General features: G+C 34.2%; 20 protein-coding genes. 7 read left to right on the top strand and 13 right to left on the bottom strand.

Features of this window, described 5'->3' with window-relative positions:
- Window positions 1-16: 16 nt before the first annotated feature.
- The 4 genes from acoA to ABH960_RS23865 all read right to left on the bottom strand — a co-directional run bounded on the left by acoA (window position 17) and on the right by ABH960_RS23865 (window position 3,985).
- Window positions 17-1,015, bottom strand: coding sequence for an acetoin:2,6-dichlorophenolindophenol oxidoreductase subunit alpha (gene acoA / locus ABH960_RS23880; RefSeq protein WP_000921285.1), 999 nt, complete (start codon window positions 1,013-1,015; stop codon window positions 17-19).
- A 169-nt stretch (window positions 1,016-1,184) separates the two neighbouring features.
- A complete protein-coding gene (locus ABH960_RS23875; protein ID WP_404448811.1) occupies window positions 1,185-1,664 on the bottom strand; it encodes a DinB family protein in 480 nt (159 codons plus the stop codon).
- 41 nt (window positions 1,665-1,705) lie between these two features.
- Entirely contained in the window at window positions 1,706-2,902 is a 1,197-nt protein-coding gene (locus ABH960_RS23870) for an MFS transporter (RefSeq protein WP_404448809.1), read from the bottom strand.
- Window positions 2,903-3,025: 123 nt separating this feature from the next.
- On the bottom strand, window positions 3,026-3,985 hold the full coding sequence (locus ABH960_RS23865) for a helix-turn-helix domain-containing protein (protein ID WP_404448807.1): 960 nt from the start codon (window positions 3,983-3,985) through the stop codon (window positions 3,026-3,028).
- Between the two features lie 135 nt (window positions 3,986-4,120).
- Here ABH960_RS23865 and ABH960_RS23860 point away from each other — a divergent pair, with 135 nt between their 5' ends.
- Both ABH960_RS23860 and ABH960_RS23855 read left to right on the top strand, forming a co-directional pair.
- Window positions 4,121-4,966, top strand: coding sequence for an oxidoreductase (locus ABH960_RS23860; RefSeq protein WP_404448805.1), 846 nt, complete (start codon window positions 4,121-4,123; stop codon window positions 4,964-4,966).
- Window positions 4,967-5,005: 39 nt separating this feature from the next.
- Entirely contained in the window at window positions 5,006-5,515 is a 510-nt protein-coding gene (locus tag ABH960_RS23855; RefSeq protein WP_404448803.1) for a GrpB family protein, read from the top strand.
- Between the two features lie 108 nt (window positions 5,516-5,623).
- Here ABH960_RS23855 and ABH960_RS23850 read toward each other — a convergent pair whose 3' ends face one another.
- The 5 genes from ABH960_RS23850 to ABH960_RS23830 all read right to left on the bottom strand — a co-directional run bounded on the left by ABH960_RS23850 (window position 5,624) and on the right by ABH960_RS23830 (window position 8,143).
- On the bottom strand, window positions 5,624-6,007 hold the full coding sequence (locus tag ABH960_RS23850; RefSeq protein ID WP_404448801.1) for a DUF4181 domain-containing protein: 384 nt from the start codon (window positions 6,005-6,007) through the stop codon (window positions 5,624-5,626).
- Between the two features lie 165 nt (window positions 6,008-6,172).
- Window positions 6,173-6,490: a DUF4181 domain-containing protein gene (locus ABH960_RS23845; protein ID WP_082180372.1), complete on the bottom strand. Its 318-nt coding sequence runs from the start codon at window positions 6,488-6,490 to the stop codon at window positions 6,173-6,175.
- A gap of 63 nt (window positions 6,491-6,553) precedes the next feature.
- Window positions 6,554-7,396 carry a PP2C family serine/threonine-protein phosphatase gene (locus ABH960_RS23840; RefSeq protein WP_404448799.1) on the bottom strand — a complete coding sequence of 281 codons (843 nt, stop codon included), beginning with the start codon at window positions 7,394-7,396 and terminating at the stop codon, window positions 6,554-6,556.
- Window positions 7,374-7,865 carry an HIT family protein gene (locus ABH960_RS23835; protein WP_003189859.1) on the bottom strand — a complete coding sequence of 164 codons (492 nt, stop codon included), beginning with the start codon at window positions 7,863-7,865 and terminating at the stop codon, window positions 7,374-7,376. The genes ABH960_RS23840 and ABH960_RS23835 overlap by 23 nt, the downstream gene beginning before the upstream one ends.
- Window positions 7,866-7,969: 104 nt before the next feature.
- The gene (locus ABH960_RS23830; protein ID WP_016095574.1) at window positions 7,970-8,143 is read right to left on the bottom strand and encodes a glycine zipper domain-containing protein; all 174 of its coding nucleotides are present in this window, start codon (window positions 8,141-8,143) and stop codon (window positions 7,970-7,972) included.
- Between the two features lie 215 nt (window positions 8,144-8,358).
- Between ABH960_RS23830 and ABH960_RS23825 the strand changes: the two genes are divergently transcribed.
- Window positions 8,359-8,595 (top strand): hypothetical protein, encoded by a 237-nt coding sequence (locus ABH960_RS23825; RefSeq protein ID WP_404448797.1) that lies wholly within the window; start codon window positions 8,359-8,361, stop codon window positions 8,593-8,595.
- 47 nt (window positions 8,596-8,642) lie between these two features.
- Here the strand turns inward: ABH960_RS23825 and ABH960_RS23820 are convergent, their stop codons facing one another.
- Entirely contained in the window at window positions 8,643-9,479 is an 837-nt protein-coding gene (locus tag ABH960_RS23820) for an ABC transporter permease (protein ID WP_002127727.1), read from the bottom strand.
- Window positions 9,472-10,677 (bottom strand): quaternary amine ABC transporter ATP-binding protein, encoded by a 1,206-nt coding sequence (locus ABH960_RS23815; protein ID WP_000370622.1) that lies wholly within the window; start codon window positions 10,675-10,677, stop codon window positions 9,472-9,474. The genes ABH960_RS23820 and ABH960_RS23815 overlap by 8 nt, the downstream gene beginning before the upstream one ends.
- Window positions 10,678-10,850: 173 nt before the next feature.
- Between ABH960_RS23815 and ABH960_RS23810 the strand changes: the two genes are divergently transcribed.
- Window positions 10,851-11,708: a glycine betaine ABC transporter substrate-binding protein gene (locus ABH960_RS23810; protein WP_215583671.1), complete on the top strand. Its 858-nt coding sequence runs from the start codon at window positions 10,851-10,853 to the stop codon at window positions 11,706-11,708.
- A 46-nt stretch (window positions 11,709-11,754) separates the two neighbouring features.
- On the opposite strand, the gene clpP is transcribed toward ABH960_RS23810, so the two are convergent.
- Both clpP and ABH960_RS23800 read right to left on the bottom strand, forming a co-directional pair.
- Complete coding sequence (clpP, locus tag ABH960_RS23805; protein WP_404448794.1) at window positions 11,755-12,336, bottom strand: ATP-dependent Clp endopeptidase proteolytic subunit ClpP; 582 nt, start codon at window positions 12,334-12,336, stop codon at window positions 11,755-11,757.
- 20 nt (window positions 12,337-12,356) lie between these two features.
- Window positions 12,357-13,043 carry an RNA polymerase subunit sigma-70 gene (locus ABH960_RS23800; protein WP_340952548.1) on the bottom strand — a complete coding sequence of 229 codons (687 nt, stop codon included), beginning with the start codon at window positions 13,041-13,043 and terminating at the stop codon, window positions 12,357-12,359.
- 143 nt (window positions 13,044-13,186) lie between these two features.
- On the opposite strand from ABH960_RS23800, the gene ABH960_RS23795 reads away from it, so the two are divergent.
- From ABH960_RS23795 to ABH960_RS23785, 3 genes are all read left to right on the top strand, one after another.
- A complete protein-coding gene (locus ABH960_RS23795; protein ID WP_404448792.1) occupies window positions 13,187-13,507 on the top strand; it encodes a 2Fe-2S iron-sulfur cluster-binding protein in 321 nt (106 codons plus the stop codon).
- 4 nt (window positions 13,508-13,511) lie between these two features.
- Window positions 13,512-14,174, top strand: coding sequence for a ribose 5-phosphate isomerase A (rpiA, locus tag ABH960_RS23790; RefSeq protein ID WP_404448790.1), 663 nt, complete (start codon window positions 13,512-13,514; stop codon window positions 14,172-14,174).
- Between the two features lie 105 nt (window positions 14,175-14,279).
- Entirely contained in the window at window positions 14,280-14,714 is a 435-nt protein-coding gene (locus ABH960_RS23785) for a GNAT family N-acetyltransferase (RefSeq protein ID WP_404448788.1), read from the top strand.
- Window positions 14,715-14,812: the final 98 nt, after the last annotated feature.

The raw sequence follows: 14,812 nt of genomic DNA, 5'->3' as shown, positions 1-14,812 counted from the left end.
ATTTTTCACCCTCCTCTTATTTGTAAGAAACGTATACATCTTTTAATAATTCTTCATCCTCTGGATATGGACTATTTTCACTAAATTCAATCGATCTTTGCACTGCTTCATCTACTGCCTTTTCCATATCCACAAGTTCAGATTCCGTTAATAAAGCTTCATGAATTAAATGCTTACGGAAATTCACAATCGCATCTTTTTCATTTAAATGTTCTTCTTTTTCTTCTGAAGTTTTATATGTTTGCGCTTCACCTTCGAAATGACCGTAATTACGATATGTCATACATTCAATTATTGTTGGGCCACCGCCATTACGCGCACGTTCTACTGCTTCTTCCGCCGCTTTATACACTGCAAGTAAATCTTTTCCATCCACTTGAACACCTGGAATATTGTAAGCTTTCGCTCGATCTGCAATGGAATCACAACTTGACGCATATTCAAATGTTGTTGCTTCACCGTAGCCGTTATTTTCTGCGATAAAAATAACTGGTAACTTCCAAATCGCTGCTAAATTAACCCCTTCGTGAAATGTCCCTTCATTATTTGCTCCGTCGCCGAAGAAGCAAACACTCACATCTTTCGTTCCTTTATATTTAGCTGTTAATGCTGAACCGCAAGCAAGTGGAAAACCTCCGCCTACAATCCCATTTGCACCAAGCATTCCTTTATCTAAATCGGCAATATGCATTGAACCACCTTTACCTTTACATAACCCTGTCGCTTTCCCAAAAAGTTCAGCCATCATGCCATTTAAATCACAACCTTTTGCGATACAATGGCCGTGACCTCTATGCGTACTTGTAATACTGTCACTATCTGTTAAGTGGGCACATACACCAACTGCTACCGCTTCTTCACCAGCGTATAGATGAACGAAACCTGGCAAAACGCCTTGCGCGAACAATTCATGCACCTTGTCTTCAAACTTACGAATCTCTAACATTTTTTCATACATCCAACGAGCTTGTTCTTTCGTAATTTCATTCCCTTTACTTTCAGTTGTTTTTAACATGTTCAGCCCTCCTATTTTCTTGTTCATCTTTTATATTGCAAGTACTGTGCCAAATTCTAATCCCTGATTTAATAGGTTTTCTCTTTTCTTTCATAATAAAAAAGTGGACAAAATGAGACATCTGTCTCGTTTTGTCCACTTTTGTTCACCTAATTTGAGAATTATTATCTTATTCATTATCAAAACTCTTCTGTAATTTCCGAATGTAAATAATTTGACCAATGTGATACGCGTTATGAGTCGTTACATTAGCTAATACTTCCCACCACTTCGCACATACAGGAAATCCAACTACATCACTTTCAACCTTATCTTCATTTATAAGATTTTGCCATTGTAACAGTTTCTCTAATAGTTTTTCTCTTAACTCTTCAAATGTTTGATTATCAGATAGCATAAAACTTTTGTTATTATCACCAATAGCGGGCACGGCATTAACATTTGATTCTTTGTACCTAGTTTGCCACGTCGTATTCCAATAAAGTAAATGTTGTACAATTTCAGCTATACTATTACACTCTTCATTCGGTTTCCAGAAAGCTTCTCTCTCAGATAAATCCTTAACTGCATCTGAAAATGGAATATACCAACTGGGATCATTCGCATTTGCTAATAACTGATCTGCTAATACGTCTTTAACATGGAACACTTTACTTCCCCCCGTTAAAAAGATTCATTTCAAGACAATACTCACTTCTCTATATACGCTGAGTTTGCAAGATCCCCTCTTTTTAGTCTCAATCCCATACATATGCACATAAAGAAACCGAAAGCACCTAATCCATACGCTGCTGTATAACCAATTACCCCAATAATCCACCCCGCAAGTCCTGGTCCGATCATTTGACCAACTGCATAGAAAACGGATATAAAACTAATTGCCATTGAAACATATTTGAGAGATACTTGCTTTGATGCCGCGACTTGAATTAATAAAAGGATACCTCCGAGGCTAGAACCCCAAATAATTGCCGATATGATAAAGCCAGTTATACTTTCAGATATAATTGGAATCATATCACCTATTACAGCTAATAAAAGTGCAACACATAACGTCTTCTGTATACCAATCCGATCCGAAATCACTCCCCAGACAGGAGCTCCTACAATTGAAAACATACCAGCAATCGCATAAACAGTTCCCGAAATTGATGCCGAAATACCACTATCAATCATAAAACTAGTTTGATATAGATTTGGAATCAAATATACAACACCAACAATAAAATACATCCATGCAATGATATATAGCGCTTTCGTTTTCCATAAAAACGATTTATTAATCCTTTTTTCCTCAGCTCTAGTAACCTCTGGGTTTTTCAAAACAATTGAAGCGACGAATACAACGATACATGTAATAACTCCAAACAAAAACCACGCACCACGCCAACTATACTCTGGGAGTGTACGTACTACATAAGGAACAATTATTCCACTAAATAACATACCTATGCCAGCACCACTTAATAACAGGCCCATTACAATTCCTCTTTTGTCTGGAAACCATCCTACTGTCATTGACATAAGTGGTGTATATACAAGGGCACTACCAGCCCCAGCACATAACAAACAAATAGAAGCTACCCAAAATGAGGAAACAAATGCTAATCCTATTAAACTTATAACGACGAGCCAACTCCCTATTAATAAAACTGATTTTGCTCCAAAACGAATGGTGAGTATTCCAGATGTTCCGACTGTTAATAAATAGCCTAAAAAGAGTATCGTTCCTAGCATACCTGATTGAGCTGTGGACAAGCGGAGTCCTTCCTGCATAAATGGCAATATAATTCCATATGCCATACGAGCAAATCCAGTCGTTGTTATAATAAGAAACATCCCTGTTAATACAAATAGCCAAAAATGACTTTCATTCCGCTCTTTCATTTAAATTCCTCCATAAAAAGTTATTTCCAATTGGATGTTGTTTGTAATTATAATGACCATTACAAAAAGCAACTACCAAATGACGGAGGAATTTACGGTATAGCGGATTATTCCTGTTTTACGTTAATAAATACGTAAAAGTTCTGATGGATTCATTCCATACTTTTTACGAAATAACTCTGAAAAATGACTGACATTATTGTATCCAACTGCAAATGCCGTTTCGGTCACATTACTATTTCCCGAACGCAGTAAATCTATCGCATGTTCCATACGTTTTTCTCGTAAATATGCAAATGTGGACGTCCCAAATAATTCTTTAAACCCAATTTTTAATTTATAATCATTTAATCCTACTATTTTAGCCAATTCTAATAATGATGGGGGTGATTCCATTCGTTGAAGTAAAATTTCTTCGGCTTGTTTTATTTTATTCAAATCCTTTTTTGATAATTGACTCCTTTTATTTGCGTCACCATCATTAAGCAACACTCTCCCAAAATGTATAGAAAGCAATTCGAGCGCTTTACTTTCTATTTCTAGTTGATTAATACGATCCTTTTGGGGATGCTCTATCATTCTCTTAATAAGACTAGATGTTATAGAATCAATTGGATTTTGAAACTTTTTAAAAGATTGATTTCCTAATATAGAATGAAAATCAAGACTTTTTTCAATAGCATTATTCATCATGAAATGATTAAACAATTGTACAGGAATCCCAATCGCTAATGAATATAGAGGCGTTTCTTTTTCATATTCAAATACTACATCAAAATCATTCATAAAATATAAATAGCTATTTCCAGTCATTAATTCATACGAAGAATGACCAACTTGCACTTCTCCGAACCCTTGTAAACAAAAATTAAGCTCCACCATTGCTGCGTCCGATGCAAACTGAATGCGATGGTTATTATGAAATTGATAATTTGATAACACAATTTCCATACCTGAAAATGAAGTCCATCTTCGTATTTCACCCATACCTATTGTTTTGGGCATATTCATATGTTTTTCCTCTACAACTTGTAAACCATGAAAGTATTTATGAAAAATATCATGAAAACCGTTAGTCTTCATGAAATCCACACTCCTTTTATATAAAACTAAAATTTAATTGATAATTATTTTCAATTATAACAAATATCTTTATACAATAAATAGATTTTATTCCCATAACTCGTTATGATAAAAGAAAAAGAAAGCGAGCGAACAATGAATAAAAAAATCGCGATTATTACAGGGGCATCAAGTGGATTCGGACTTTTAACGACACTTGAACTTGCGAAAAAAGACTATTTTGTCATTGCTACAATGCGAAATCTTGAAAAACAAGTAGACTTAATATCTCAAGCTACTAAACTCCACTTACAACAAAATATAAAAGTTCAACAATTAGATGTAACAGATCAAGGTTCTATACATAACTTCCAATTATTTTTAAACGAAATAAACAGAATAGACATTCTCATAAATAATGCAGGATATGCAAATGGGGGCTTTATCGAAGAAATCCCAGTGGAGGAATACCGAAAACAATTTGAAACAAATCTTTTTGGAGCTATATCCATCACGCAACTTGTCTTACCATATATGAGAAAGCAGAAAAGCGGAAAAATCATTAATATAAGCAGTATTAGCGGGCAAGTAGGATTCCCTGGTTTATCCCCTTACGTTTCTTCAAAGTATGCATTAGAAGGCTGGAGTGAATCCCTTCGCTTAGAAGTAAAACCGTTCGGAGTAGATGTTGCTTTAATTGAACCAGGTTCTTATAACACAAACATATGGGAAGTTGGTAAACAATTAGCTGAAAACCAATCTGATACAACCTCTCCTTACAAAGAATATATGGATAAAATACAAAAGCACATAAACAATGGCAACGATACACTTGGTAATCCGATAGATGTTGCCAATAAAATCGTAGAAATTGCTGAAGCAAAGCGTACTAATTTACGATATCCAATTGGAAAAGGTGTAAAATTTATGATTTTTGCGAAGAAGATTCTTCCTTGGAGATTGTGGGAGTTTCTTGTTTTGCGGATCTTCAAGAAAATGTAAGTAAATTTATTGAAAAAATATGTAAGGGGTGCTAATTAAATGCTAGGTTTACCCTATGGTAAAGTGTTTTTAGTTCCGTGGTCCGAAGAGTGGGAACTTGAGTTTTCAAAAGAAAAACAATTAATTGAGGAACAAATTGGAACATATATTTTAGCGATACACCATATTGGAAGTACTTCCATCCCACATTTAAGCGCAAAACCTATTATTGATATTGCGATTGAATTAAGAGGTTTCAAAAGTGGTCTAAGATGTATTACAAACCTAGAACAATTAAATTATAAATATAGAAAAAATGTATTACCCGAAAGGTATTATTTCAATAAAGGTGAGCCAAGAACTCATCAAATTCATATGTATGAACAAGGGAATAAATATTTAATGGAACAATTAAAATTCAGAGATTACTTAATAGACAATAAAACCTCTCGTATGCAGTATGAACAGTTAAAGATTCAACTTTCAAAAGCTAATCCAAATGATAAGCATAAATATGCAGAGGATAAAACAAATTTCATTAAATCCATATTGGCTAAAATAAATGATTAAATTGCGAAGACCGAACTTCGTACACATAATAAGAAACCATTCATGTATAGATGAATGGTTTCTTATTAATTAGTTATCTCATTATTTGTACCATCAATAATCATTTTATTATGCAGCAGGTGGAACGAAGTAAAATAGCATCGAAGTCATAAAAATAAATGCAAATAATCCAATTATCGAAAAAATATATTCTTTCGATTCTCTATCATACTTCCATTCCATCCATGTCCTTAGGATCCACGTAACCCCTAAATAAGTGAAAATGATAAACCAAATATTAGTGCTTTCGAATTTAAAGATGTAAATAAAACTAATTATTAAATAAACAAAAAGCAGTCCAATTTCCAATTTTTTATGTAAGCTATTTACATATTTATTATATCCCCAAAACCCGCTCTTTCGCATATTCAATTTTTTTCTTAAAAATCGATCCAAAAAGTAACCCGCTATACAAAAAACAAAAATTATAATCCAAAATGTATAGGTTCTCAATATCATTCCTCCTATTACTTCATTGAATTGTTTAAAATAAAGTGGACTATATTAACGGTTATTGAACGAGTATTCTTGAATGATCTTCATTAAAAATGATCGATTCTGCACGTAAGAAAGGGTTTTTCATTTCTTCTCTCCCTCTTCCTTTAAATTCATACTATATTAAAGAAAGAAATATAGTATGAACCCTGTTATTATTAATGCTACAACTCCTAATAATGAAATCAAAAACTCACGCGATTCCTTATCATACTTCCACTCCATATATGATTGAAATCCATATAACGTAATAAAAAACAAAAGAGGTACATAGCCCATAAATATACGATTTGGAAGAAAAGTGCTTATAGCAATAACAACTATATAAGAGGAAATAATAATTCTATTTCCCCATTTATGTGTATCATTCACATATTGGTTATTCCATCCTTTTTGTTTCGGTATATTTAACTGTCTTCTCGCTATTCTTTCAAAAACCAATAAAGATAGCACCCATAAAATTAATAAGGATATTTTTGTAACTGACAGAAAACCCTCTCCTTTTTATTTTTTAACTTTAATTTTCTCCGGCTGATCACTCGGATACGTAGCATATGCATCATTTTCATAATCCCAACTAATAATTGTCGCACTATCTCGTCCGAATTGATGATCAACGTGCTCTAATACATGATGAACACTTTCTTCAAGTTTTATATTATTTCTATTCATATCATTATATAGATTTAATGGTGTTTCATAGTGTCTTTCCCCGCATTCTAATACCCCATCTGTCACCATTACAATTCGATTCTTTCCAGTACGTAGCTCAAGAATTCCTGACGAATAGCAAGGAACGGGTAAATCAAATGTGTTTACATTTCCAATCCATTCGTAAAAGTGGCGTTGATTCAATGTATATTGTCCTAATTTATGTAATTCATCATGAAATACATAAACTAAGCAATCACCTATGGAAAGCCACCATATGTAATTTTCTTTTCTTACGCATATTAAGCAAGCAGTTTCACCTTTTACTCTTTTACAGTTTTCTTTAAATGAGGAAGATTGAAAAATTGTAAGTATATGATTTTCAACTGATCGAAATACTGTTTCAATTGGTTCATTCATCATTATCTTTATATTTTTATATTCTTTTTCGATTGTATGTACTACTAAACCAACACTTTCTGCGCTATTATGCCCGTCTAAAATAGCTGAAAATTCCCAATCATCATTTGACCAAACTAACGCACCGTCTTCATTCTTTTTTGCTCCGGCACTTATATTTCCGCCGTATTTACCAAGTACGATATCACCATATTGCTTTACCGAAACTTCATCTAAACACATTTCTCTACTTCCAACCCATGAATATTGTGTATTATTTGTTGTATGCATACTCATTTACCATATACTTTCGTATTCTTTCGCATAGTTTTTTAATTTTCTCTGAATCTCCATGTGGTGCACCAGTCCAATTTGCTACTTCAGTCGGTGACCAAAACTCTTTTGGTGTATTTGGATAACGCGGTATAATGTGCATATGCATATGCGGTACACCATTTCCTGAAACGAAAGTGTAAATATGTTCTGCACCTTCGCTTTCTTTTAACGCTTTACTTATTCTACTTGTTATAAGTCCGAATGCTTTCGCCTCATTTTCAGTTAATTCAGCGAGACCAGGTACATGTCTTTTTATATCTATCATTACATAACCAAGATATGTTTCTTCTGCATCCCAATGGACATGTCCAACGTAAACGAGTTCATCTTCGTAAATAGCTCCACCCGGAACTGTAATATTCCCTTTATGTTTTTCACAAATGAAGCAGTTTTGTTCTGCTTGATTGTTTATTGGCATATTCATCACCATCCTTTGCATATATAATATCATAAAAAAAGGAGAAATAGGTTTTATATTCCGAAAATTCAATCTCTTTAAATGAGAATTTTCACATTAAAATAATTTACAACTCATTATTTCTTCAAAAGCGTAATCCCCATTCCAACTGCAATCCCAATCGCTATTCCGATTGCTATATTATCAGTAAATACACCAGGAATTACACCGATTACAACACCTATAGCGACACCAATTGTCATAGCATCATTTCTTTTTTTATGTTTAGACAAAATTGCATCTCCTCTCATCATTTCTCCCTATATAATATCTATTTACATGAACGTTGCTGTTTCCTAATATATTTACTATTCCGCTTAAAAATTTCCAAAAAATGTACTTTATTACTTTTCCATTCCCCCTACATAATCCTCTTCGTTTGAAAGAATTTTCAAGTCACCATTACATATACATAGGCATTTACTATAAGAAAGATCAGTAATTTATTGAAGGAGGAACGATTCAAATGTATCCTCATTGGAATCCAATTATAAATCAACAATATGCTTACTCCCCCCATCCAGTAAGGAATACACTGCATTATGATTCGCAATACATGATGCAGCGCATCGCAAGCCTTGAAAGCCAATTAGCTAAATTAATCTCATTAATCGAAGAAAATAATCATTTAATTAAATCAATGGAACAACAGCAAAACCAAGTTTGTGCACCAGCTGGAGGTTCTGTTATTGTTCGGATGTAATTCGAATTCAAAAAACACACTTTGTAGTATAAAGTGTGTTTTTTGAATTATTTTCTTTTTGTATAAAACCCTTGCGTAATTCGATCTAATATAATCGCAATCACGACGATAGCTAGTCCAGCTTCAAATCCCATTCCGATATTTACTTGTGTTACAGAGCGATACACATCGACGCCAAGTCCTGGCGCTCCTACAAGTGAAGCTGTTACAACCATTGATAACGAAAGCATAATACTTTGATTCACGCCAGCCATGATCGTTCCGGTTGCGAGCGGTAATTGTACTTTAAATAATTTTTGTGATGCGGTAGAGCCAAATGCATTCGCAGCTTCAATTAAATCTTCTGGAACTTGTCTAATTCCTAAGTCTGTAAATCTGATTGTCGGTGGCATAGCAAAAATAACGGAAGCAATAATGCCTGGTACGACGCCTACTCCAAAAAATGTTATCGCGGGAATGAGATAGACGAATGCCGGCATTGTTTGCATAAAATCTAATGTCGGCTTTAAAAATTTTGAGAAACGTTCATTTTGAGATGCTAAAATGCCAATGGGAATTCCGATAATAATTGAAATAATAACTGACGTAAGTACGAGCGCTAATGTTTGCATCGTTTGTGCCCAGTAGTTAATATTTAAAATAAATAATAATCCGATGAGCGTAAAAATGACTAAAGATAATTTCCTCGTTGTGTACCAAATGAGGAAACATAAGATGATAATCATCACTATGGCTGGTATTATTGTTAAAAAATTAGTGAGTAAATCAACGAATCCACCGATAATATAGGAGAATCCTCGGAACAAGCCTTCAAAGTGCTCATATAAACTTGCAACAAATGAATCAACCCATTCGCCTAATGGAATGCGCGGAATATTATTCATCGTCTTTCACCTCTTCCTCGATGTTTCCTGCAAGAGCTTGAATGACACTTTCACGTTTAATAATTCCTCTTAACCTTTTCTTTTCATCAATTACCGGTAATGGATATTTCATCTCCGCCATTTTTGCATACGTTTCTTCCAGTAATGTATCTAAATACACGTGCGGGATATCGTTAAGTAATAAATCAGCAATTGGCCATTGTTTTTGTACCGCTTTACTTGCATCATCCGCAGTTAATATACCTAGAAATTCATACTTTTTGTTTACAACATATACCGTAGAAACACCTGCATTCCTCATAATTTGAAGTGCTACACGTGGTCCACGATCAATTAATAAAGTCTCCGGTCGTTTCAATATAGATTCCGCCGTAATTACTTTTCCTAAATTCACGTCCGCCACGAATTTCTCTACAAATTCATTGGCAGGACTCATCATAATTTCTTCCGGTGTTCCAATTTGGACAATTTCTCCATCTTTCATTAATGCGATACGATCACCAATTCGAAGAGCTTCATCTAAATCATGTGTAATAAATATAATTGTTTTTTCCATTTTATCTTGTAACTCTAACAATTCATCTTGCATTTCTTTTCGAATTAGTGGATCTAATGCACTAAATGACTCGTCCATTAGTAATACATCTGGATTATTCGTTAGTGCCCTTGCGATTCCAACACGCTGCTGCATACCACCACTAAGTTGGCTTGGGTAATTATCTTTATGATGATCTAGCCCTACTAACTGTAGCGATTCTAACGCCTTATTTTCTCTTTCCTCTACTGGAACTCCTTGAATTTCTAACCCGTACGCAACGTTTTGTATCACTGTACGGTGCGGAAATAAAGCGAACTTTTGAAACACCATGCTCATCTTCGTTCTTCTTACTCTTCGCAACTCTTCTTTTCCCATCGTCGCGATATCTTCACCATCTATGTATATATGCCCCGCTGTCGGTTTAATTAATTGATTTAGCATTCGAACCAATGTAGATTTCCCACTACCAGACAAACCCATAATAACGAAAATTTCTCCAGTGTATACTTCAAACGTTGCCTTTTTCACACCAACGTTCATTCCTGTCTCCTTTAAAATTTCCGATTTGCTTTTTCCTTCTTTTAATAAGGTAAGCGCTCGTTGCGGATGTTTCCCAAAAACTTTTGTTACATTTTCAACACGTACCTTTGTATTATCCATGTCACTACTCCTTTTCTACCCATCTATTTACATAGTGTTGCGATTTTACAGAGAAATATTACATAAAAATGACATATATAAGATTTCTTTAAAAATTCTTGTTTCCGTTCATAATAAGAAGGTTCACTTATAGATTAATTTATGAAAAGCAAAAGCTTCACAGGAGGTTTTGAATGCGAAAAAAAATATGGATTATAAGTCTGTTACTATTTATTAGTATGATTTTCACTTCTTGTAATGCAACAAATGCAAATTCGAAAGGAAAAATTAAACTTGGTGTAACAAGTTGGAAAGAAAATATCGCAACCGCAAATATGTGGAAAGTTTTATTAGAAGAAAAAGGCTATAAAGTTGAACTCATGTATTTAGAAAAAGCTGCGATATGGACTGGCGTCGCACGTGGTGATGTTGATGCGAATCTAGAAGTATGGCTTCCTGTTACGGATAAACCATTAAATGCCCGTTACAAAGATGACTTCGTCTTAAAATCAAAATGGTATGAAGGTACCGGGCTTGGTTTAGTCGTCCCTTCTTATGTGAAAAACGTTAACAGTATTGAAGATTTAAATGCACATAAAGATGAGCTAGATAATAAAATTGTTGGGATTGAACCTGGTAGTAGCCTAATGAATTTAACGAATAAAGCAATGAAGGCATATGATATAAAATTAAAACTTGTCCAATCTTCAGAAGCTGCGATGATGAGCGAACTCAAGAAGGCATATACGAAAAAGAAACCAATCGCTGTTACGCTTTGGAATCCGCATTGGGGCTTTTCAGAATTTGACTTAAAATATTTAAAAGATCCTAAGAAAGTATATGGTGAAAAAGATGACATTTATTACTCCGTTCGCAAAGGTTTCGAAAAAGATCATCCGGATATTGTGAAATACTTTGATCAATGGAAAATGAACGATGAACAACTAGGTACTTTAATGGTCATGCTAAATAAAACGAAAGATCCGGAAGAAGCCGCGCGAAAATGGATTAAAAAAAATCAAGCTTTAGTTGATGAATGGGTAAAAGAATGACAAAAACAGGCTAGGGAATTTATCATATTCTCTAGCCTGTTTCATGTTATTTTTTCTCAATAACTGCATCAACAATTCCATATTCCTTCGCTTCTACTGCCGTCATAAAATAATCTCTTTCTGTATCATGAGCTACCTTTTCTACTGGTTGCCCTGTTCGATCAGATATGATTTTGTTAATATCATGTTTTAACTTTAATATTCTTTTTGCTGTAATTTCAATCTCTGTTGCTTGCCCTTTTACACCGCCGAGCGGTTGATGAATCATGATTTCACTGTTAGGTAGCGCAAATCTTTTTCCCTTTGCGCCAGCTAATAGTAAAAGCGCACCAAATGATGCCGCAAAGCCCATACAAAGTGTTTGCACATCTGGTTTAATAAGGTTCATCGTATCTAATATTGCAAATCCCGCTGTCGTTGAACCGCCTGGACTATTGATATACAGGAATATATCTTTTCCTGCATCTTCCGCTTCTAAAAATAATAATTGTGCTACTACACTGCTTGCAACTTGATCGTTAATTTCTGAACCAATCATAATAATTCGGTCTTTTAATAATCTTGAATATATATCATAGGAGCGTTCTCCTAATTTCGTTTGTTCTACTACGTAAGGAATTGTATTCATATTAAATCCCTCCATCTATTTTATGCCGCACTAAGCATACAACTGTAAGAAGAAGGTTTTTTCATACTGAATAATAACACCGGTTGTATTGATGGTAACTTAGTAAAGTCTATTGTTGGGAGCAGTTTCGTCAACAATTCAGGTCTTTCTTCACGAATAGAAGTTACAACGATTTCAATATCATCCGTGTACTCCACTATTTCAATGCCTTCTTCACTTACAGTTTTCAGCCTATTTCTACTCCTAAATAATGATGCTTTCACTGCACCTTCTGATACCGAACATACTTTAGCAATATCCGCGATACTATACTGAAAAACATCCTTCAATAATAAAATTACAGATTGTTGCACATTTAACGAAGACAATACTTTCCCTACCATTTCATGCAAATCTGCAATTTTCCCATGTGGTTCTTCAAATGTATTTTGCTGTTCTAACTTTTCTTGAACGGATTTTGATTTCATTTGATCTAACCATTGATTTCGAGCAATTTTATACAGAAGCGTTATACAAATTTCCTTCTCACTATACTTTTGAAGAACTTTGCAAATTGCTTCTTGGGCAAGGTCTTCCCCATCCCATTTGTTTTTTGTCAAAAACGTACAGTATCTTTTTACCTCTGCATAATGTTCAATTAAAAAATTTATATTTGAATGATTCATATCGATATGATCCTTTAAAACTGGAGTTACTTTTGTGCACAAAATAACCACTCCTTTTCAGCGCTTACTTATTAAACGATTGAACAAAGAAAAAAGTTACGGGGCTTATAATTAATTTTATGTTTATGTTCATGAATACGGGTCATAAATATGTTATATAGCATTTTACATGAGGAGGAATCAATTTGCCAAAATTAACAGTTGAAGGTACCGGAACTTTTGATGTTGAAGAAGGGACAAAATTAGTATTAGCACTTGAAGATAACGGTGTACACATTCTTCATCGTTGCGGTGGTAAAGCAAGATGTACAACTTGTAGAGTTGAAGTCATTGCAGGTGATTTTTGTGAAGCTACAAATGATGAAAAACAAGCTATTACGGAAAAAGGAATTGAAGACCACTTACGATTATCGTGCCAAATGCGTGTACATAAAGATATTACTGTGCGCCCAATACTTACAGTTGAAAGTTCCGGTTTAGATGCTGGACTACGTCCGGCGGAGTAAAAGGATGAATTTAAAACAGCTAGCCGGTGAATATGCTGCTGGCTTTGTAAAAGATGGAATGAAGGTTGGACTTGGTACGGGTTCAACTGTATATTGGACAATACAAAAGTTAGGTGAACGTGTGCAAGAAGGTTTATCCATTCAAGCTGTACCAACGTCAAAAGAAACTGAAGTATTAGCTAAACAACTAGCTATTCCTTTAATCTCTTTAAATGAAATCGACATACTCGATCTTACAATCGATGGTGCAGATGAAATCAATAATGATTTACAATTAATAAAAGGTGGCGGTGGTGCATTACTTCGCGAAAAAATTGTCGCTACCTCCTCTGAAAAGCTTATAATTATTGCAGATGAATCCAAACTCGTTTCACATTTAGGTACCTTTCCACTTCCTATTGAAATCATCCCCTTCTCTTGGAAGCAAACTGAAAAGAGAATTCAATCTTTAGGATGCGAAACACGTTTACGTATGAAAGATGGCGGACCATTTATAACTGATAACGGCAATTTAATTATTGATTGTATTTTTCCAAACAAAATATTGAATCCAAATGATACACATACAGAGTTAAAGATGGTTACCGGTGTAGTTGAAACAGGATTATTTATCAATATGACGAGCAAAGCGATCATCGGAACAAAAAACGGTATAAAAGAATATTAAGCATTTTAAAGGCTGACTTTTGCAAGTCAGTTTTTTCTTTTATAGTATTACATTATGATATACTATGAAAACACATTCATATCACACTAGAAAGGGCTGAACAATTTGCAATCCAAACTTATAACAGAACTTACAGATTTAGAAACTGCCTTTCACATTCGAAAAGAAGTATTCGTAAAAGAACAAGGTGTCCCACTTGAAGATGAATTCGATACATATGACCAAATTGGCGAGGCATGCAAACATATATTAGTTTATTATAATGAACTTCCTGTAGGAACTGGCCGTATACGATTCGTTGACGGAATGGGTAAACTAGAAAGAATTTGTATTTTAAAAGACTATCGCAAATACGGATTAGGCAAAGTAATCATTCAAAAGTTAGAAGAGATTGCTCGTAACAAAGAAGCAAATAAAGTTAAACTACACGGTCAAACACAAGCTGAAGGGTTTTATGAAAAATTAGGCTATCAAACTTCTTCCGACCTATTTATGGAAGATGGAATTCCACATATTCTTATGACGAAAGTGTTATCATAATAGAAAGGTTACTATATGATTCTACATTATGTATTCGTATAGTAACCTTTCTGTAGCGTATTCGTTTGAAAGTCTCTTTGATGAATATTCTAGATTAA

It is taken from the genome of Bacillus sp. RC252, assembly GCF_044909215.1.
GTDB classification, from domain to species: domain Bacteria; phylum Bacillota; class Bacilli; order Bacillales; family Bacillaceae_G; genus Bacillus_A; species Bacillus_A mycoides.
This window is presented reverse-complemented; position numbering and strand designations above follow the sequence as displayed.